The organism is Spirosoma harenae (assembly GCF_054776975.1).
In genome coordinates this window covers 49,617-69,158 of record NZ_BAAHBD010000005.1, presented here as the reverse complement: position 1 = coordinate 69,158, position 19,542 = coordinate 49,617, and the positions used below count along the sequence as shown (strand labels likewise).

The 19,542-nt window shown below is 48.6% G+C and carries 16 protein-coding genes; 9 read left to right on the top strand and 7 right to left on the bottom strand.

Going from position 1 to position 19,542, the window contains the following annotated elements; all coding sequences use genetic code 11:
- The first annotated feature begins 58 nt into the window (after positions 1–58).
- From ACYVE4_RS03480 to ACYVE4_RS03455, 6 genes are all read left to right on the top strand, one after another.
- Positions 59–2,254, top strand: a complete 2,196-nt coding sequence (locus tag ACYVE4_RS03480) for a tetratricopeptide repeat-containing sensor histidine kinase (RefSeq protein ID WP_460995518.1) — start codon at positions 59–61, stop codon at positions 2,252–2,254.
- A 34-nt stretch (positions 2,255–2,288) separates the two neighbouring features.
- Entirely contained in the window at positions 2,289–2,939 is a 651-nt protein-coding gene (locus tag ACYVE4_RS03475) for a response regulator (RefSeq protein ID WP_460995517.1), read from the top strand.
- Positions 2,940–3,573: 634 nt separating this feature from the next.
- On the top strand, positions 3,574–4,617 hold the full coding sequence (locus tag ACYVE4_RS03470; protein WP_460995571.1) for a serine hydrolase domain-containing protein: 1,044 nt from the start codon (positions 3,574–3,576) through the stop codon (positions 4,615–4,617).
- A gap of 95 nt (positions 4,618–4,712) precedes the next feature.
- On the top strand, positions 4,713–6,374 hold the full coding sequence (locus ACYVE4_RS03465) for an FAD-dependent monooxygenase (RefSeq protein WP_460995516.1): 1,662 nt from the start codon (positions 4,713–4,715) through the stop codon (positions 6,372–6,374).
- A gap of 91 nt (positions 6,375–6,465) precedes the next feature.
- Positions 6,466–7,788: a serine hydrolase domain-containing protein gene (locus ACYVE4_RS03460; RefSeq protein WP_460995515.1), complete on the top strand. Its 1,323-nt coding sequence runs from the start codon at positions 6,466–6,468 to the stop codon at positions 7,786–7,788.
- Positions 7,789–7,881: 93 nt separating this feature from the next.
- Positions 7,882–8,376, top strand: a complete 495-nt coding sequence (locus tag ACYVE4_RS03455; RefSeq protein ID WP_460995514.1) for a DUF6790 family protein — start codon at positions 7,882–7,884, stop codon at positions 8,374–8,376.
- Positions 8,377–8,388: 12 nt separating this feature from the next.
- Here the strand turns inward: ACYVE4_RS03455 and ACYVE4_RS03450 are convergent, their stop codons facing one another.
- The 3 genes from ACYVE4_RS03450 to ACYVE4_RS03440 form a co-directional block, all read right to left on the bottom strand.
- A complete protein-coding gene (locus ACYVE4_RS03450; protein WP_460995513.1) occupies positions 8,389–9,960 on the bottom strand; it encodes a hypothetical protein in 1,572 nt (523 codons plus the stop codon).
- 241 nt (positions 9,961–10,201) lie between these two features.
- Positions 10,202–10,399, bottom strand: a complete 198-nt coding sequence (locus ACYVE4_RS03445) for a helix-turn-helix domain-containing protein (RefSeq protein WP_460995512.1) — start codon at positions 10,397–10,399, stop codon at positions 10,202–10,204.
- 118 nt (positions 10,400–10,517) lie between these two features.
- A complete protein-coding gene (locus tag ACYVE4_RS03440; RefSeq protein ID WP_460995511.1) occupies positions 10,518–10,808 on the bottom strand; it encodes a recombinase family protein in 291 nt (96 codons plus the stop codon).
- A gap of 387 nt (positions 10,809–11,195) precedes the next feature.
- Here ACYVE4_RS03440 and ACYVE4_RS03435 point away from each other — a divergent pair, with 387 nt between their 5' ends.
- Entirely contained in the window at positions 11,196–11,726 is a 531-nt protein-coding gene (locus ACYVE4_RS03435) for an antitoxin Xre-like helix-turn-helix domain-containing protein (RefSeq protein ID WP_460995510.1), read from the top strand.
- A complete protein-coding gene (locus ACYVE4_RS03430) occupies positions 11,689–12,198 on the top strand; it encodes an RES family NAD+ phosphorylase (RefSeq protein ID WP_460995509.1) in 510 nt (169 codons plus the stop codon). Before ACYVE4_RS03435 ends, ACYVE4_RS03430 begins: the two co-directional genes overlap by 38 nt.
- Before the next feature lie 134 nt (positions 12,199–12,332).
- Here the strand turns inward: ACYVE4_RS03430 and ACYVE4_RS03425 are convergent, their stop codons facing one another.
- From ACYVE4_RS03425 to ACYVE4_RS03410, 4 genes are all read right to left on the bottom strand, one after another.
- The gene (locus ACYVE4_RS03425; protein ID WP_460995508.1) at positions 12,333–12,728 is read right to left on the bottom strand and encodes a hypothetical protein; all 396 of its coding nucleotides are present in this window, start codon (positions 12,726–12,728) and stop codon (positions 12,333–12,335) included.
- 308 nt (positions 12,729–13,036) lie between these two features.
- Positions 13,037–14,380 carry a TolC family protein gene (locus tag ACYVE4_RS03420; RefSeq protein WP_460995507.1) on the bottom strand — a complete coding sequence of 448 codons (1,344 nt, stop codon included), beginning with the start codon at positions 14,378–14,380 and terminating at the stop codon, positions 13,037–13,039.
- A gap of 27 nt (positions 14,381–14,407) precedes the next feature.
- The gene (locus ACYVE4_RS03415) at positions 14,408–17,476 is read right to left on the bottom strand and encodes an efflux RND transporter permease subunit (protein WP_460995506.1); all 3,069 of its coding nucleotides are present in this window, start codon (positions 17,474–17,476) and stop codon (positions 14,408–14,410) included.
- Positions 17,477–17,656: 180 nt separating this feature from the next.
- Positions 17,657–18,748, bottom strand: coding sequence for an efflux RND transporter periplasmic adaptor subunit (locus ACYVE4_RS03410; RefSeq protein WP_460995505.1), 1,092 nt, complete (start codon positions 18,746–18,748; stop codon positions 17,657–17,659).
- A gap of 188 nt (positions 18,749–18,936) precedes the next feature.
- Between ACYVE4_RS03410 and ACYVE4_RS03405 the strand changes: the two genes are divergently transcribed.
- The gene (locus tag ACYVE4_RS03405; RefSeq protein ID WP_460995504.1) at positions 18,937–19,266 is read left to right on the top strand and encodes an ArsR/SmtB family transcription factor; all 330 of its coding nucleotides are present in this window, start codon (positions 18,937–18,939) and stop codon (positions 19,264–19,266) included.
- Positions 19,267–19,542 lie beyond the last annotated feature (276 nt).

The window sequence follows — 19,542 nt, the reverse complement described above, 5'->3', positions numbered from 1 at the left end:
GACCGGTTGTTTAGGCTTTTTTACTGGCTATCCACTCCGATATAACAGGTAATTACCCATGTTCTGTCTCAAGCTCGTTCCGTTCCGTAACCGTTTCTTTAGCTGGGGGAAGATTACTCTCCTGATTGTTTGTTGCTGGCTTATTTTTCAACAGACTGCGGTATCAGCACCTGATACCGGCAGGGAAAAACAAAAACAGGTAAACAAATCCCGGCTACTGGTTCACCCGAACGCACCGATAGCCGGTCGCATTCCTGCCAAACAGTCCGTAATCGACACGCTGCAGGCGAGCCTGGAGGAGAAGCGTACGACCGCTATCCAGCAACAAAACTGGAGGGAAGCCGCCGGGCTGAGCGTTACATTAAGTCAGTACTGTTATGGTAAATTTCGGTACGACGACTGCATCCGCTATGGAAACGAAGGAATCAACCAGGCCCGCAAGGCAAAGAGCCCTGCGCTGGAGGCTGCTCTTTTCTATGAATTGGGGGTGGCGTATTTTGGTAAGTTTGATTACGCGCAGGCCGTTGACTATTGCCTGAAAGCGTTGCAGCTTTCTCCACACATTACTGACCCCGGATTGATTATCAGGCTTAACAACCGGATGGGCATGATTTACAAACGCGTGGAGGATTATCCTAACGCCAAAGCCTACTTAGAGACAGCGTATAAAGAAGCCATCCGTTCGGGCACTGGTCCTTTGTACGACATCTTAATGAACCTGGGCAACGTGGAAGAGTACCTTGGCCATTACCAAAATAGCCTCTCCCTTTACCAGCAGTACCTGAACCTGCATCCCAACGACCCATATACCCAAGTGCTGGCGTATAACAACACGGGCAATGTGTACCTCAAACTGCAACAGCCTGCCGAAGCCTTGTCACTCTTTCAGAAAGCTTATGCCCTAGAAGACACCGTGAAAAATCCGCGGGGTAGAGCCTACAGCTATTACAGTTTTGCCCTGGCAGCCCACGCACTGAACAATACCACAGCCGCGATCCGCTATGCGTTGCAAAGCATTACGCTAACGAAAAAATACCGGATCAAAAGCCTGGAATGGCTTTGTTATGAGGTATTGGCGAATGGCTATGAGAAAAGTGGCGACCATCAACAAGCCAACACCTACCTGCGTAAGTTTATAGCTGCCCGCGACAGTGTGCATGCCCGGCAGCGATTAGATCGGATCGGCGTGTTGGAAGCCAGTTACCAATTCGAATTGCAGACAGGGAAAAAACAAAAAGAGATCCTTTCGCTGCAAAAAGAAAATGCCCTGAAGCAACTGGCACTTAGCAACCTGCAGAATGAAAACACAATCACACAACTACAGCTGACTAATCTGGTCAGCGAAAAGCAGTTGGCTCAACTGCAGGTCAGCAATTTGCAACAGGCCGATTCGCTGAACCAATTGAAACTGGAGAACTACAACAAAGCAATCGTGGTGAACGGGATGACCGTGAAAAATCTTCGCCAGCAAAATGAAGTAAAGAGCCTGGCGCTTTCGCTGCAGCGCCGTAATCAATTACTATTGGCGTTGGGCATGCTGGTACTGGCTGGTGGGTTTATCTATGTTTACCGATACCAACGCTTGAAAAAAGAAAGAGAACTGGAAAAAATCCGGGCTACGATTGCCGCCGATTTTCATGATGAGTTAGGCTCCACCCTCAGCAGCATTGCGCTTTCAAGCGAAATGGTTCTCTACAGCCAGGGGGAAGCCACACCGCAGCTTCAATCGGTATTATCCCAGATCAGCGAATCCGCCCGTAATACAGTGTCGGCCATGAAAGACATGATCTGGACGATTGAACCAGCCAATGATAATCTGGAAGAAATGGTTTTCCGGATGAAAACCTATGCTTTTCCCTTTGCCGAAGTAACAAACATAGCACTGAACCTGCAGATCGAGGAAACGATTAGAAGTGTTCATCTCTCGATGGAAAAGCGAAAAAACCTGTATCTTATTTTCAAAGAAGCCCTGAACAATGCCTTTAAATACTCCGGGGCTAAAACCATCCTAGTGAGTCTGACCTGTAAAAAAGAACAACTTACCCTCGAAATAAAGGACGATGGTAGAGGCTTTGACCTGTCTACGGCAAAACGGGGGAATGGGCTTCGCAATATGCAGAAGCGGGCTGCTCAATCAGACGGCACGCTCTTCGTTCAGTCGGCTCCTGAAAAGGGTACTGCTGTTTTTTTTACCTGCCCCCTGGCTGACAAGCTGAAAAAACCGCATATGTATGCGATGACTGGCCTGAAATAAAAAGAATACCTTTAAGCATTACTTTATTTAGGCTATGCCACCGCTCCCCATTCGTATTGTGATTGTCGAAGACAACGAACTCTTTCGGAAAGGTTTGAAGGCCCTTCTTGACTTTTCACCCCAGTTCACCTGTGTGGGTGATTATAGTTCGGGGGTGGAGGCACTGGCTGATATTAGGGTCTCAGCGCCTGATGTCGTGTTGATGGACATTGACCTGCCCGAGAAAAACGGGATTGACTGCACTCGTGAACTAAAAGCCACTGAACTACCCTTTCCGGCGCAGGTGATTATCCTCACCGTGCTGGAGGAAGAAACAAAGGTGCTGGAGGCTATTATGGCCGGTGCCTCCGGTTACCTGTTAAAAAGTGCCTCGCCCGAACAGATCATGGACGGTATTCGGCAGGTGATGAATGCCGGTTCGCCCATGTCACCGGGGATTGCCCGTAAAGTATTAGGCCTGGTCAAAGGAACCTACGCTTCGCCAAAAAATCAGTTTCAGCTTAACAAACGGGAGCTGGAGGTGCTGGAAGGTTTAGTTGAAGGCCTGACGTATAAAATGATCGGGGAGAAGTATTTCATAGCCGTTGATACCGTTCGCACTTACATCCGCAGCATCTACGAAAAGCTGCAAGTCCACTCCCGGTCGGAAGCCATTGTGAAAGCGATGACGCATAAGTTGGTGTAAAAAGGCTAACTCAAGTACACCGGCGAGCTTGAAAATACGCATACCTATGCGATTGCCATTTACACACAACTCCCGCAATTTTGACTTGCCGAATCAGTAGTTCTTTTGAGCCCAGGTTACTGGCATTGACCGTAAGGGGATTTCATTGCCGTTCTCACCATCATAGATAAGGATATAATTGCGTGTCACGTCTCGAAAAATTGGCCAGGCTTTTCATCGACTTTCCCCGACAGGAGGCCTTTTTTCTTTCCACATAAACGGTTTACAAATCTTATGAAAAACCTATTGATTGCCATTTGCTTCGCCTGTATGGTCGGGTCGGTTCAGGCGCAGAAAACAGTAGCCGTGTCAAACGGCGATATAAATGCGAGTAATTATGCCATTGACGAAGCAGCCATCAGAAAAGTCATTGCCGATGAAAGCGAGGCTTTTTTTACGAAAAATCGCGAGAAGTGGGCCAGCCACTGGGCACACGAACCATACGTTAGCTGGACGGCCCAGGGCGGGGCTACCAGTATCTTGACGCAGGCTAGCTGGGATGCTTACAGCCACATGTTTGAAGGCTATTTTAATGATCCAACGCCGGGTCCGGCCACGACGTTCAAACGAGACAATATGCAAGTTACGATAGTGGATAAAGCAGCAACGGTCACATTCCTGCAAACCCGGCAACGCGCCGGTTACGGAAACGACCTATTTCCGCTTCGCCAGCAACACCAAAAACTTTACGGCTACGTCTGTGATGAATATGCACGAAGACGGCTGGCTGAACTATAAAGCCAAAATCACCGATCTGATTCCGGGCACCAATCTGCCGTATGTACCCAACTCACCAGCCTGGGATTTTCCGTATAAAAATCAGATTACCATCGAGCAATTGCTGCAACACAGCGCCGGGGTTTTCGACGTAGACAATGACCCGGTTCCGGGCTTCAATGGCCTGTCCTACACCGAGGCTACCCAAACCGCTGATCCAACGCATCAGTTCAACACCGAGGAAATGGTACAGCAGTTGATCCTAAACAACCTGTCTTATTTTGCTCCCGGCACGAACCACCATTATAGCAATACCGGCTATTCGATGCTAGGCTATATTATCGGGCGTGTGTACTCGGCCAAAAGCGGGAGCGCTAAAACCTATGGCGATTATCTGCACGATTACGTAGTGGGGCCAAATGCGCCGGTACCCGTTACCGTTCATTTTCCGGTTCGGGCCGATGATACAGTCTTGCCCAGCCCCCGAGTGGAAGGTCTTGAGCTATTGCCGGGTAATGTTCAGAAGAAATACGGTGATTACAACATGAGTGCGCAGGTGGGCGAAGGCAACGGCTACGGCAATATGGCCTCCCTGAATACCTACATTCGCTCGCTGATGAAAGGCCAGAATGTATTAACGTCGGCAACGGTGAAGATGATGCAAACCGCTGTATCGCCGGGTAGCACCAACTATGCGTTAGGCACTACGTTTACCCAAAATCTGGGCTATGGTCATAACGGAGCCCGTATTGGCAACCTGGCCCTGATGGCTTACGATCCGACCACCGACGTATCGATCGTGGTTTATCTGCCGTTGTGGGATCTTACCAAGGACACTGACTCCTTCTTTAAGTGCTTCAATGCCATCTATGACGCTGGTTACGCAGCCCGATCTGCCTTAGGATACCCCGGTAAACCCTAATGAGATAAACCAGAATCAGAGCATCACTCCTGATTTGGTCACATCTTTCTTATACGTTGAGACAAAGGGGTAACTAAATCTCTACTCTATTGGTAATGACGCATTCTGTTCTTGTGGTAGGTGCCGGTCCCGTGGGCCTGGTGATGGCGGCCGAATTGGCCCGCCATGGTATTCGCTGTCGGATTATTGACGCACTCCCTCAACCATCCCCTTTTTGCCGGGCCCTGGCCGTAACCGCCCGAACGCTGGAGGTCTGGGAGAATATGGGGATACTCCACGAAGCGATTGACGCCGGAATTTGGATCAGTGGTCGACGAGTGACCATCGGCGGTGGCCCGGCCCGGGATTTCGTTAACGATTTGGCTGATTGCCCGTATGCCCCGTTGAGCCTGCCCCAGCCTGAGACGGAGCGGATTTTGACCAGGCAATTGCAAACAGTTGGTATTACAATTGAGCGGGGCGTTACGCTGACTGATCTGGTTCAGGACACCGAAGGCGTTACAGTACAACTTCTTCAGGCGGATGGTGCGATCCATGAAGGCCGATTTCGCTACGTGATTGGTTGTGATGGTGCCCATAGTTTCGTACGAAAGGCCGCTGGCATTGACTTTGAAGGAGAAACAATGCCCTTTGCGTTTATGCTGGGCGATGTGCGGATTGACTGGCAAGTGCCCCGGGGAATATCGTTCCAGTCCATTTATCCGGCAGCCGATACCGCCCCCGAATTTTTTGTGGCAATTCCCTTACCGGAACCCAATCGGTACCGGGTATCGATGCTGGCCCCCATGGATGTGGCGCCCCCTGATTTGACCCTAATACTAGAAGGTACCAATCATGGCCGTCAATCCGATCGGTCTGCACTCAGTCTGGACTACCTTCAGACAAAAGCCGATCAACTGGTTGGTGAGCCTGCTTTGTTAAGTGACTTGCGGTGGTCGTCTATTTTCCGAATCAGTATGCGGCTGGCCAGCGCTTATCAGGCCGATAATCTGTTTCTGGCCGGGGATGCGGCTCATATTCACCCTCCAACGGGTGGTCAGGGCATGAATACAGGCATACAGGACGCCTATAACCTGGCCTGGAAAATGGCCCTCGTCTTAAAGGGCATCTCACCGGCAAGTCTCTTGGATAGCTATAGCCCTGAACGGCGGGAGGAAGGAGAAAACGTCATTGATCGCTCCCTTCGGGCTGCAACGAACACTGGAGCCTCTGGTTTTAAAACCGACCGTCTGGCGGATACGCAGCTTCTGGTATCGTACCGCAATAGCCCCTGGGTTGACTCCATGCCTGAAGAGGACCGGCTATCGGCTCTGCAGCCGGGAGATCGGGCACCCGATTGTCTGGGTTTGCGTCGGGTGGGAGTCAATTATCCGCTCCGGCTTTTTGATGTGCTGCGGGGTACCGCCCATGTGTTATTGATTTATCGGCGAGACCTAATACCTCCTGATCTGGACGATCTGCATGCTCTACAAACGCAACTACAAGCTGAATTTGGGGAAAAGATTGGGGTATACCTGCGGATGGTAGTGATCAGCCCGGCAGCGAATGGACTCATTTCGGCACCGGGTATCGCCTTTTTACATGATCAGGATGGCTCATTTGCCCGTACCTACGGTGCACAAAACCAAGCCAGCTGGCTCATCAGACCCGATGGGTACAGTAGCTGGTATGGAACAGATTATATGGATCAACGTCTCCTGGATCATCTGCGCAAAATCTTCTTATCAGACAGTTTAGTTCCTGCCGAATTTAGTTAGGACAACCCAATCGTGTTGAAGTGACTTGCTAACTCCCTAACTGAAAACGAGCTCATAGCCAGGCAGTACTCTTAATTAATCATTAATCCGTATGAATACTTATATGCGTTATATTTTATTGATAAACAAGCTGTTATGCTTGAGAGGGTCAATAATTGCAAGCCAGGCTCGTTGGCACATCGTATCGACCCGGCTTGCGATTATTGGGATACTTAGTATATGTAGTCTGGTGTTGTCCTGTAACGATCACCTATTTACCGACCCGGCGCGGCAAAACCGTGTCCAGGTGGCTGTTGACAGCGTGCGGCAGGTACTGGAAGATAGCCTGGGCCAGTCGGTACCCTCGCTGACAGTACTCATCCAAACCCCTGCCCAGACCTATTTTGCCTCCTCGGTCCCGGCGGGGCGTCAACCCCTCACCCCCCAAACCTATTTCCGTTTCGCCAGCAACACCAAAAACTTTACCGCTACCGCCATCTTGAAGATGTATCAGGATGATTGGCTGGACTACAAAGCCCACATCACTGATCTGATTCCAGGTACCAATGAGCCCTACGTACCGGCTGGCGCCGACTGGAACATTCCCAGCAAAAGTCAGATCACGATTGAGCAGCTCCTGCAGCACAGCGCTGGGGTATACGACGTGGATAACGATCCCGTGCCCGGTCTCAATGGAGAGAGTTATGTCAACTACGTCCAAACCCGGGATTCCAGCCACCAGTTCACCGCCGAGCAACTCATAAAGCCCCTGATCGATCACCAACTGCGCTACTTTGCCCCAGGTACGGGCTACCACTACAGCAATACGGGCTACACCATCCTGAGCCGGATCATCGAACGGGTCTACTCGGCCAAAAGCGGTAGGATGAGGACCTATGCGGACTACCTCAACGATCACGTCACTGGCCCGGCTAGCCGGGTACCTGTCTCCGTGTCGTTTCCCTACCGGACCGATGACCAGTTACTGCCCCTGCCCAGTGTAGCCAGTCTGATCCGGCAATCGGCCAAATGGGGCGTAGGCTTTGGTCCGGTCAATATGAGTGCCCACGTGGGCGAAGGCAACGGATATGGTACGTTAACCGCACTCAACACCTACATCCGTTCACTGATGCGGGGTGAGAACGTGCTCAATCCTCAGTCTGCGTACCTTATGCGCACCGACGGTTCATCGGCGAATCCAAGGTACGGATTGGGCTGCAACCAGTTTGCCAACCTGGGCTACGGCCACAATGGGGCCATTGCGGGCTATCTCTCGGTGATGGCTTATGACCCTGACACGGACGTATCGGTCATAATCCTGTTGCCCCTGTGGGACTTCTCAAAGGGCGAAGCCTCCTTTGAAACGTGCTTTCGGCACATGTACAACGCCGGTTACGCGGCAAAAGGCGCTCTGGGATATCCTAGCAGGCGATAAAGGCCCTGTCTTCAGGCCATCAGCAGGTGACTGGAGACTTACATCAACAGGTAGATCATAGAATTCTAGTTATCGTTTAAGGATTTAACACAAATGGCCCATCAAAGTCAAACTAAACCTAGCCGTTCTTATTCAATCGCGGTCATCTTATTGATGTTTGTTTTACCGCTGAGTTCAATTTTTATTGATTTGTTCGTCAATAAAGTCCCATTCCCCGTTATGAACCTGGTAGGTAAATGGTTTTTGTTTTGGGCAGTGGGCATTCGGCTCTTTACGGCAGGTATCCGGCAGGCTATCAATCCTGCCTTTACAGCCCAGGATATTTTTCACCTTACAACTCGGGAAAGTTTTGTGATTATCAGAGAGCTTGGCTTTGCCAATATCTGTTTAGGGCTTATGGCCATACTATCCGCATATGTGCCAGCGGCTCAGGTTATAGTGGCCTGCGGAGGGGGGCTTTTCTTTGGCATTGCGGGTATTACTCACCTGGTCAAAAAGCCAGTTAGCCCAAATGAATGGCTAGCAATGATTTCGGATATTTTCATTGCTGTTGTCATGTTGGCGTTCCTATTATTTAGCGTTTTGTGAGATTATCAAACATCACTTCTTCTGAAGTACTTGTTTCATGAGCCTCTTTAATTCGTCAATCTCCGTTTGTTGCTGCTTGTTGTCAGAGTCTAACTGTTGATCTTTTTGACGAAGGTGTTGATTCGTCTTCTCAAGCTCAATACTATACAGTGTCAACTCTTCCAACTTCTCCAGCAGCATAGCATTCATCTTCACTAGATCGATGCCTTCTTTCGCTACCTGCTCCGCTGAGGGCACTCCCGGCAAATGACGGTGTTGGCCAATGTATGCTTCGACAGAAGAAAGCGATTGTAGGGGATAAGTTGGACTGAAAACCTTATCACTCCATTCGTTGGCATTATTGATGCGTAATTGATATCTAGCTTTAACAACTTCTCCCGCTTCACTAACCGTTAAAAATTGATCGGTGGTGCGGCTGGTGGGGCTGGCAGTCGTCAGGTTGGTTAAGGTTAAACCGCTAGTATTGGCCAATTGGCTGACCACTTCTAAGCGGTTAGCAGGGGCAGAGGTACCAATGCCTACGTTGACCCGATTGCCCAAGATTAGGGCATTACTAGCCGCCACCCGACTATTGGCACCGATGGCGATGGCGTTATCAAGTCCATCTTCGGACTGGCTGTTGTAGCCCATCAATACATTATCACTGCCATCCGTGACGGCAGTGCCCGAACTGGGCCCGATGATAATGTTGTTGCTACCCGTGGTTACATTATACCCTGCATTGTAACCCATGAATGTGTTATTGGTGCCAGTCGTGTTGGCCTGGCCTGCCTGGTAGCCCACAAAGGAATTTTGATTGCCGGTGGTATTGGCTAAGCCGGCATAAGACCCTAGAAAGGTATTGACTCGGCCTGCGGAATTGTTCGAGCCAGTGCCATAGCCCATAAAGACATTCAGTCGACCCGTGGTATTGGCCTGACCTGTATAGCTGCCCACAAACGAGTTGAATTGACCGGTGGTATTGCTCTGTCCAGCCAGCGACCCCAGAAAGGTGTTATCCGTGCCGGTGGTGTTATTCTGACCCGCCTGAAAACCTAGAAAGGCATTGTCGGCCCCCGTATTAGTATAGCCTGTGTTTGATCCCACAAACACATTATGGGTGCCGGTCACATTGGAGTAGCCTGACTGGTAACCAATAAATACGTTGTAATCGGCCCGATTATAATAGCCGGCCTGATAGCCTAAAAAGCTGTTGCCCGTTAGCGTTCTACTAGTAACGCCGGGGCCGATATCGCCATAATCTGAAGAGTAAGCATAGGAGGCTGCATTAGTGCCAATAAACACATTCTGGGACCCTTTAATAAACCAGCCGCCCGCATTAAAACCTACCGCAGTGTTGTTGGAGCCTCGGTTGTCGGTACCAGAGTTTGCCCCCATAAAGGTATTTCCCGATCCGGTCGGATAGTCAGGCTGGTTGGGCACTCCAGGCAGATTGTCCAACCAGCCATAACTCGTATTGTAACTACCATTGGTCGTATTATTACCAATACCCATTAACAGATTGGTTTTATTACCTTGCGCTTTTAGTAGGCTGAGAGAGCTTAGCCATCCAAGAATAGTGCAGAAAATAATTAGTTTATTCATGATTAATTCAGCGAAAAGAAAAGTGATCAATTGAACGAGCAATTGACCCATAAGCGACTGAAAAAGCAAGGATTTACTGTATTTTTAAGGGATCGGTAACTGTGAACGAGAAAGGGAATAGCCTCGGATTGGCATACCTACTTTGCGATTGTTCTTGAACCAATAACGCGCTTTACTCTAAGTGTAGAATTGGCTACTATCTCGTGAAACGCCCATTTTATGAAGCACTATCATTAATGAATCAACTGCTATTTTTTCTCTGCCAAGCCAAATACCGGTATACCGTTGCTCGGCTGAGATTAAACAACTGACCAATTTCCGGAATCGTATGCGTCTTGAGGGCATGTATCGACTTAACAGCCCTTGCCTTTGCTTGGGCTTCGCTAGAAAGGCCCTTCGGTCGTCCGCCGATTCGCCCTCTGGCACACGCAGCGGCCAACCCGCTTTGGTTCGCTCGCGGATCAGATCACGCCGGGTGGCCGGTGCCATCGAATTCGGCTAGGGATGCAAACAAATTAAATACTAAACGCCCTTGAGCCGTAGTGGTATCAATGGCATCATTCAAACTCCGAAAACCGATCGCTCCGGCGACCCGGTTCTTTACTTTCAAAGTCATTGGTCAGTGTGAAAAGCTCTTTGAGTGATCTCCCTAGCCGATCCAGTTTCCAGACTATAATTGTATCTCCTTCTCGAAGAATATCTAACCGCTTTTGAAGTTGCGGTCTTACTTTGGCCGAAGATACCTTCTCCTGAAAGATTTTCTGACAACCTGCTTTTTTGAGATCATCCAACTGGAGAACTAAGTTCTGATCTTGACCGGGCCGCCGGAGCGATAGAAACGCGTGCATATCCGAATAGCATAGAATTGTCTCAAAAAGGGTCTGATTAATATATTATGGGTTTCGTGTAGATGCAAATGCCTGATTACTAGTTGTATCTATACGAAAAAACATCTTCTAGCGCCACATTTCAGAGGTAGATCATAAAATTCATTTGTCTCAAAGGAGCGTCTTTTCTGTGATTGGGATATTAATACCGATAACTATTCATTCGGGAAAGATTGTCAGGTGAAGCCATGTCTGGTCACCCCGCCTGCATCTATTCTCGTTCGGCGAACGAGGTATAATTAAAACATACAGATTAACCTGTTTGGCTTGTACGTAGGATGAGAAACTTTTAGTGCAAATTTGCCATTTATAATGTGTATTTTTGCGCTATATATTCCTACCTAGCTTATGCAAACGGTTCTGCCAGTTACCAGCATTATCAGCCAAGCCAGACAAGGTGTTTTGCGCCGACGCGTCGATGAAGTCGCTCGCTTGGTGGGGCTCACCGATAAAGAGATGGCCCGTATCCTGAACATGTCCATCAGAGGCTTGCATGGAAAGGCCACGGCGACACGATTGAGTTTGGCCGCTAGTGAACGACTCTTGTTGCTGGAGCGACTCGTCCAGCGAGGTCTTGCCGTCTTTGACGGACGAGCGGATCTACTGGCTCGTTGGTTACGTACGCCACTGGCTGAATTAGCCTACCGTCCAGAGACGAACTCGAATCTTGAGCTAATCGTCCCTAGCTCTCTTCAAGATATGGGGACTTTTAGTCAACCCCTTGAGCCGCCTACTCAGCTAGCTATCAAAGAAACGCCCCATGCGTTGTCTAAAGACTCATTGGTAGTTCAATCCCCTCTAGCGGTGCTGGATACAGTATCCGGTTTCTCACTAGCCGAAGATGTACTGGGTCGCATCGAATGGGGCCTGGTGGGGTAAGCGAATGGACGTCTATCGTATCAACAAAGAGCCCTACCACCAGGAGCCATTATCGGTTGTGGGAAGCCATCGACATGGAGGCCGTTGGAATCCGAAAGGTACGGGGATCCTGTACACCAGTCGTACACCCGAGCTGGCACTGCTGGAAACGTTGGTGCATTTACCTCCCTTAACCTTAACCGAACTACCTCAACTGTGGTTGAGTACTCTACGTTTGCCTGTCGAAGCTGACAGTATTTTTTGGCTTGATCCTACCAAGCTACCGGCTTATTGGAAGAGTGGTACTTTAGGCGAAACTCAAACGATCCTAACGGAATGGCTGCAAGCCCCTTTTTGCTTAGCTGTAGCGGTACCTTCTGTCATCTTGGAGATGTCGTACAATCTCTTGTTGCACCCCCAACATGCTTCATATGCGGAAGTGGAGGTAGTTGGTCAATCTCTCATACCACTCGATAGCCGACTGCGTAAATGAGCCTTTTAGGAGACGGTTATGTTTTACTATCTGTCAAACGCCATCAGTCGTATACGCTTCGCTATTACCACTGTGACTAGGTATAGCTTCACTTTCATACAGTAAAAATCATTTCACTCACCTCAAATTTTAAGCTATTTATTGCTGTATTCTACTTTCTTGAATGGCTTTGGTAGCAAGGAACCTGATCGTAATCGACAATCATCTTTAAGTAGTTTCAATACCATCTCCTCATTCTTGATCACCACTTGATAGATCCCAATCGCTTGGGTGTCACAGGGACTAGTGCCACTTACTTTTTGCCAAGTCAGTGTATCTCCTTTCATCGTATAAGACATTGTTTCGAGCAACTGCTTGTCGGCTACCGTATACATCCTCATCGTGTCTGCTCCATACCGAAGCACAACATCCACGACTTTGCTGGTCTCGACGGTACCTTGCCAGGCGGTATTAGCTAACTGGTTTTTCACCTGGGCAGTAGCCGTTAAGCTAGCGCCTAGTAGGAGCGTAACGACAAAGAATCGTTTCATAAGGTAAAGTAATAATGAGCCGTTTAAGGAAGGCCAAAATTATTTAGACAGACTAAATGGCTTTAGCGTATAATTACCTGATTTCAACCTATGCGACTGACTGAGGTAGACAAATATTAATAAATCAGCGTTTTACGAGATGCAAAATCCAGAAGCAGTTAGCACGTTATTTTTCATACTTTAGCTAACATTTAGACGCCGGACTTTTGTTAAATAGCTATTTCTTATATCTGAAAACTAAATAACTCACGACCCTAGGATAGTAAGTACCATCATTTATGCGGTAGACACCGTTTGCCCCTAAGACACTACTTTATTCGACCTAATACCTTATCTAATTCGACCGATGCAATCAGGTAATCATAAACGGCCTGGAGGTAGTTTGATTTAGCCTGCGTAAGCGAGAGTTCTGCATCGGTCAGATCTAATCGGGAGGCAATGCCCTGTTTCCAGCGGTCGCGAGTGATCCGGTAGCCTAATTCGGCAACGGAAATCGTCTGTTGCTGGGTTTGGATACGTAACCGAGCTTCCTGTACGTTCGCCAGACTTATTTTCACCTGCGCCCGCACGATCTCCTTCAGATTAGCCAATTGTGTTTCGCTTTGCCGACGGGTTATCTGCGCCTGTTGAATCCGCGAATTCGTTCGAAAACCCGTAAAAATCGGAACATTAAGCTGCAAGCCTACGTACGAGCTTACGGGCCATTGGTAATCACCTAGCCGAAAATTATTAGCCTGCGACTGGGATTGTACCAATCCAATCGCAGATAATTTTGGTCCTTTCTCGGCTACCTGCAACGCAATTTGTTCCCTGTTTAGCTGTTCAATCAATTCCAAACGGCGCACTTCAGGCCGGGCTTGTACAGCGTCGAGGAAGGCATCGGTACCCGGCGAAACGAAGAAAGCATTGTCGTAACGTAGCGAGTCCTGTAGGTCAATTTCTTCCCGCTCGTCCAATCCCATTGTACGCTTCAGCACCGTTGTCGTAATGCCAATTCGGTTCGTTAACTGAATAAGTGTCGGGCGCAGGTTTTCGAGTGTTACATAAGCGCGCAGCGTATCGACGCGTGAGGCCCGTCCTTGTGCTAACAGCGAACGGGAATCTTTCAACGCTTGCTCATTGCGAGTGATACTCTGCTGGTGCAATCGCAGTTGTTCCTGCGTGATTAGTACGTCCAGATACGCTTTTTTTACATCGGTGACGACGGTTGCCCGAACATCCGCCAGCGCCTGTTCCGTGACTAACCTATCGATTTGTGCTGCTTGAATACCCGAGCGAACACTGGCCTGAAATAACGGTTGAGATACAGCTACTCCACCCAAAAATGCATTCGAACCTCCAACCCGGAACATGGCCAGTTGATCTTCACCTAACCCGACAAAACTACCGGGTAGGAATGAAACCTGCTTGTTGAAATAATACAGGTATTGCGCTGAAGCGGCTACTGTTGGCAACGCATAGCCCCGTGCTTCCTGCACTTTTTGAGCGGCTTTCGAAGTTTCCAGCGTGGCTACCTGCAAGTCGCGATTTTTATCGATTGCCAGTTGAACGGCACTTTCCATCGTCAATTGACGAACCTGTGCCCGCGTTATTGAGCTAAATAGAGCACCGATTACCAGCAATAAGCCGACGGTATTAATTGGATATTTCATAATCGTATGGTGAGAAACAAATTGGTATCACGCGACCAGTTCCAGCTCTTCGGCTTTCTTCTTGGGTACGCGCGAGAAATAAGAATACACTGCGGGAATGATGTAGAGTGTGAGCAGACCAGCGAACAGCAAACCGCCGACAATTACTGTTCCGAGCGAGTTTCGACTGTTTACGGTCAGTGCGATCGGAATGGTACCGAAGATCATCGCGAGGCTGGTCATTAAAATTGGCCTGAATCGGGAGGCTGCTGCCATTTTGGCGGCTTCGAGCGTACTCAAACCTTCTTCTTTTTGTTGGTTGGCAAACTCAACAATCAGGATACCATTTTTAGTGATTAACCCGATGAGGGTAATAATCCCGATCTGGCTGAAAATATTTAGCGTCTGACCGAATACCCATAGACTTAGCAGAGCACCCGTCATAGCCATCGGTACCGTCAATAGGATAATAAACGGATCGACTAAGCTTTCAAACTGAGCCGCCAGAACCAGATAGATCAGCACCAGCGCGAACACAAACGCAAAGAGCAAACTCGACGAGCTTTCGGAGTAATCCCGCGATTCACCCGCCAGGGAGGTTTTGATAGTTGGCGGCAAAACGATCTTGGCAATTCGGTTCATTTCCGCTACACCGTCGCCGATTGTGAAACCGGGTGCTAACCCCGCCGATACAGTTGCTGAAATGGATTGATCGTACCGATAAATGGCCGCCGGACTAATGCTTTCCTTGAACGAAACCAGGTTATCCAGCGATACAACGTCTCCGGTTCGGGTCCGTACATACATCGCTTTTAAATCATAGGGCGTATCACGATCCTGTTTTTGCAACTGACCGATTACCTCATACTGACGATCATTGTAAATAAAATACCCGTACCGCTGACCACTTAGTGCCAGTTGCAGGCTCCGGGCAATTTCCGCAACGGAGATACCTAACTCAGCTGCTTTATCGCGGTTAATCTGAAGGACTAATTCCGGTTTATTGACCTTCAAATCTGAATCAGCGAATCGTAGAACTGGGCTTTTGCGCGCTTCATCCATAAACTTAGGCAACACAGCTGTAATAGCCGCCAGATTCGTGCCCTGCAAGACGTACTGAACGGGCTGGGCCTGTCCGAATCGACTACCAATGGTTGGTGGCTGCACTGGGAAGACCATCACACCTCGGAAGTTCTGGATATTTCTGGCGTAGGTCGCGAAGACATCGGCCTGGGTCGTGGTGCGCTGGTCGGCTTTTTTGAGGAACGTATTCTGAATGGCAATATTCACCGGAGCCGGAGGGCCAAATGTCAGAGCCAAAATCGAATACGTTTGAAACAAACCCGGCGTTGAGTCGACCGAGAATTTGGCAATCTCGGCCATGTACTTTTCCGTATACTCGTACGACGATCCTTCCGGTGCTATGACGGCCAAGCTGATCTGCGAGCGATCTTCCAGCGGAGCCAGCTCAGAAGGGAGTTGTTTACCAATAATATAGATTAGCCCGAACGTTACGATCAATGTCGGAAAAGCAACCCAGCGGTAGCGCATGAATCCAGACAGCGACCGTTCGTATCCCCGGTTCAACGCCAGAAAATAAGGCTCCGTTTTTCGGTATAGCCAGTTGGGTTTGTCATGCCGTTTTAGCAGGTACGCACTCATCATCGGAGAAAGCGTCAGAGCCACAAATGCTGACACCAACACCGAACCCGCAACGACTACGGCGAACTCCTGGAAAAGCTTTCCGGTAATACCCGGCAGAAACAGAATCGGCAGAAATACGGCCGCTAACGTAATGGTGGTCGAGATGACAGCAAAGTAGATTTCCGACGATCCTTTAAACGCAGCCTGCAACGGCGACATGCCCTCTTCCACTTTGGCATAAATATTCTCCAGTACCACAATGGCATCATCCACCACCAAACCAATCGCCAGTACCAGCGCCAGCAGCGTCAAGATATTGATCGAATAACCCGCGATGTACATGATAAAGAAAGCCGAGACAATGGACACCGGAATAGCAACGACCGGGATAATCGTCGATCGCCAGTCGCGCAGGAAAAGAAACAGAATCAGAATAACCAGCCCAAACGCAACGAACAGCGTTTCTTCCACTTCAGAAATGGAGTCCCGGATCGGTTCGGTAAAGTCTTTCCCGATTGTCAGCTCGTAATCGGCGGGTATTTCTTTACGCAGTTCCTTCAGTCGCGCGTAAAACTCATCGGCAATGGCAACAGCGTTAGCTCCGCGTTGAGGTTCAACAAAAACACCGATGGTAGCGGAATTCCCCTTCAAACTATTCAGAATGGCCGTCCGCTCGTTCTCCGCGCCCAACTCAGCATAGCCAATATCCCGAAACCGAATAATACTGTTACCCTCCTGCTTGACGATCATGTTGTTGAAATCGTCCTCTCTCGTCAATCGTCCTAGCGTTCGAACCGTCAGTTCATTGCGATCGCCTTCAATCCGGCCCGAAGGTAGGTCCACGTTTTCTTTACGCAAAGCTTGTTCAATATCCGAAGGTGTGAGCCGGTAAGCCGCCAGTTTTGCCGGATCGATTCGCAAGCGCATAGCGTACTTTTTCTCCCCAGCAATACCCACCCTTTTTACGCCCGGAATGGTCTGCATACGCTCTTTGATGACCGTGGAGGCAATGTTGCTTACTTCTAGAATGCTACGAGTTTTGCTTTCCACCGCCATAAAAATCACAATGTCGCCACTGTTGGCTTTTTCCACGATGGGTGGATCAACGTCACCGGGCAGCAGACGCCGGGCTTTGGTTACCTTATCCCGTACATCATTAGCGGCCGCTTCCAGATCTGCATTGAGGTTAAATTCAACCGTAATCACACTGGCCGCTTCCCGCGATACCGACGAAATGGTTCGAATGCCGTTGGCTTCTCCGACGGCCTCTTCTAATGGCTTGGTAATCTGATAGGCAATTACGTCGGGGCTGGCACCTGGATAGGTTGTGGTAACTGTTACGATTGGCGAATCCGTAACGGGATATTCGCGAATTCCTAGGTATGTCAGCCCGACGAACCCAAAAAGTATAATTAATACAGAGAGTACCCCGGCCAGCACTGGCCGCTGAATACTGATTCCCGATAAACTCATTGTGGAGTATGTTTAAAACAAAGAGAAGGAGAACAATGAATGTGGCTGGCGCCCTTCCTAAATAAAGATAAAGACTTCCATTCCCAGGGTCTGTGTCCTCACAGACACCCTTTCGGATGATTACTGCTGCTGGCGCACATGTGTCTGTAAGGACACAGACCCTGGGAGCCTCAGTACTAATTACTCAATAGTTGATGCTGTCACTGATACACCCGTGTCTATACGTAGTAAATTGGTCGTCAATACCGTATCGCCAATCGCTAGGCCTTCCAGAATCTGTACGGTTCCTTTGGTTCGATTTCCGGTTTTTACTTCCCGACGCTCGGCTTTTCCGCTTTTGATTCTGAACAAAGAATACCCTTTAGCATTCGGAATCAGGGCTTGCGTAGGTACCAAAATTCCGTCTTGAGCCACATGCAGCGCAAATGCAATCTTAGCCGAAGAACCGGGTACCAGTTTACCGCCTTTGTTTTCACTAATGGCCTTGACCAATAAACTCCGGGTATTGGCTTCCATCTTTTGTTCCGTAGCCGTAACCTTCGCCAAAAACGGACGACTGCTGTTTTCGGTCGTAAAATGAATAGTCTGGCCTGGGCGAACCTGTGACGCATATTTTTCGGGGATCGTGAATGTTACCTCTACCCGGCTAATGTCATCAATCGAACTTAAAACAGTCGATGGGGTTACGTAAGCACCAACGTCGACGCGTTTTAGACCTAATTTTCCCGCAAACGGCGCCCGGATTTCGGTTTTGGCCAAGTCTACATCAACCATCGCCATTTCAGCCTGCAACACATTCAGATTGGTCAATACTTTATCGTATTCCTGCTGATTGATCGCTTCTGTGGCCAAAAGTTCGCGGAAGCGTTTTTCGTCTAGCTTAGCCAATTTTTCCTGAAGCGCTATTTTATGCTTTTTAGCGAGCAGATCAGCGTCGTCTAACTTGTAAAGCAACGTACCCTGGTTTACGTTACTACCTTCACGAGCATAAACCCGAATCAGCTTACGGGACACTTCACTGACCAGATCGACTTCCTGATTGGCCTGAATAGTCCCAGTTGATTGAAGTTCATCGGTAATTGTTTCACGTTTTATAACGAAAGCATCGGTGGCTACTTTGCTTTCGGTCGGCGGTGTTGGCGAAGTAGGATTACCACTATTGGATGATGTTGGCTTATTAGAAAATAAGTTTGGCGTGATTAAAAATAGCGCGATTGTCAAGACGAGCATGCCTGCGATCAGCGACTGAGTTCGAAAGTTTAACGTTTTCATTTTAAATCAGGTTGAATGTTTTATTGTTCTACAATTATCGAACTTTGATTGTTTTATGGATGTCGAACAAGATGACTATGCAGATGGTTTCTCAATTCTAAAAAAACTAATGAATTATTTTCAGTAGTCACATTGTTGTGTTGACAACTACTGTAGCTACTTCATTAATTAGCAACAGAATCTACTTTATGAAACAGTACCAACATCCTACCGCTGACCAAATCACGCTGACGGGTGTGCTCCACGCGCTGAGTGACCCCGTACGGCTAAATTACGTGCAATGTCTGGCCCTATCCGAATGTGAACAGGCCTGTGGCACCATCCCGACTTCCGTTGCCAAGTCAACTATGTCTCATCATATTCGGGTGCTGCGAGAAGCTGGGGTTATTCATATAAGACCTTACAGTAACCAAAGTTTGATTTCGCTACGGACTGAAGAATTGGAGAAAAAATTTCCGGGTGTTCTAAGCTCAGTGTTGAAATCTGTTAAAAGTACGGAGGTTGCTGAGCAAGCATAATCGTCTGACTACTAGAAAGTTATCTTTTGCTCTATCGATTACTGTAGTTGATAGGAGTACTAATTTTGGATTAATAAAAGGTTTTCTATACTCCCTTTGATATAGTTAGTTTATTTCTATAAAATTCATATATTAAGTTTGGAAATGAAAAAAAGGGGGCTTTACCTTTACGCCGTCTTACAATTACTACTGCTCCGGCAGCCCGGCTGCAGAGTAGCTGTGGATTTATAGACACTTCTGAAAAAAGAAGAAGGCTGGCTTAATCTGGCAGGGCTA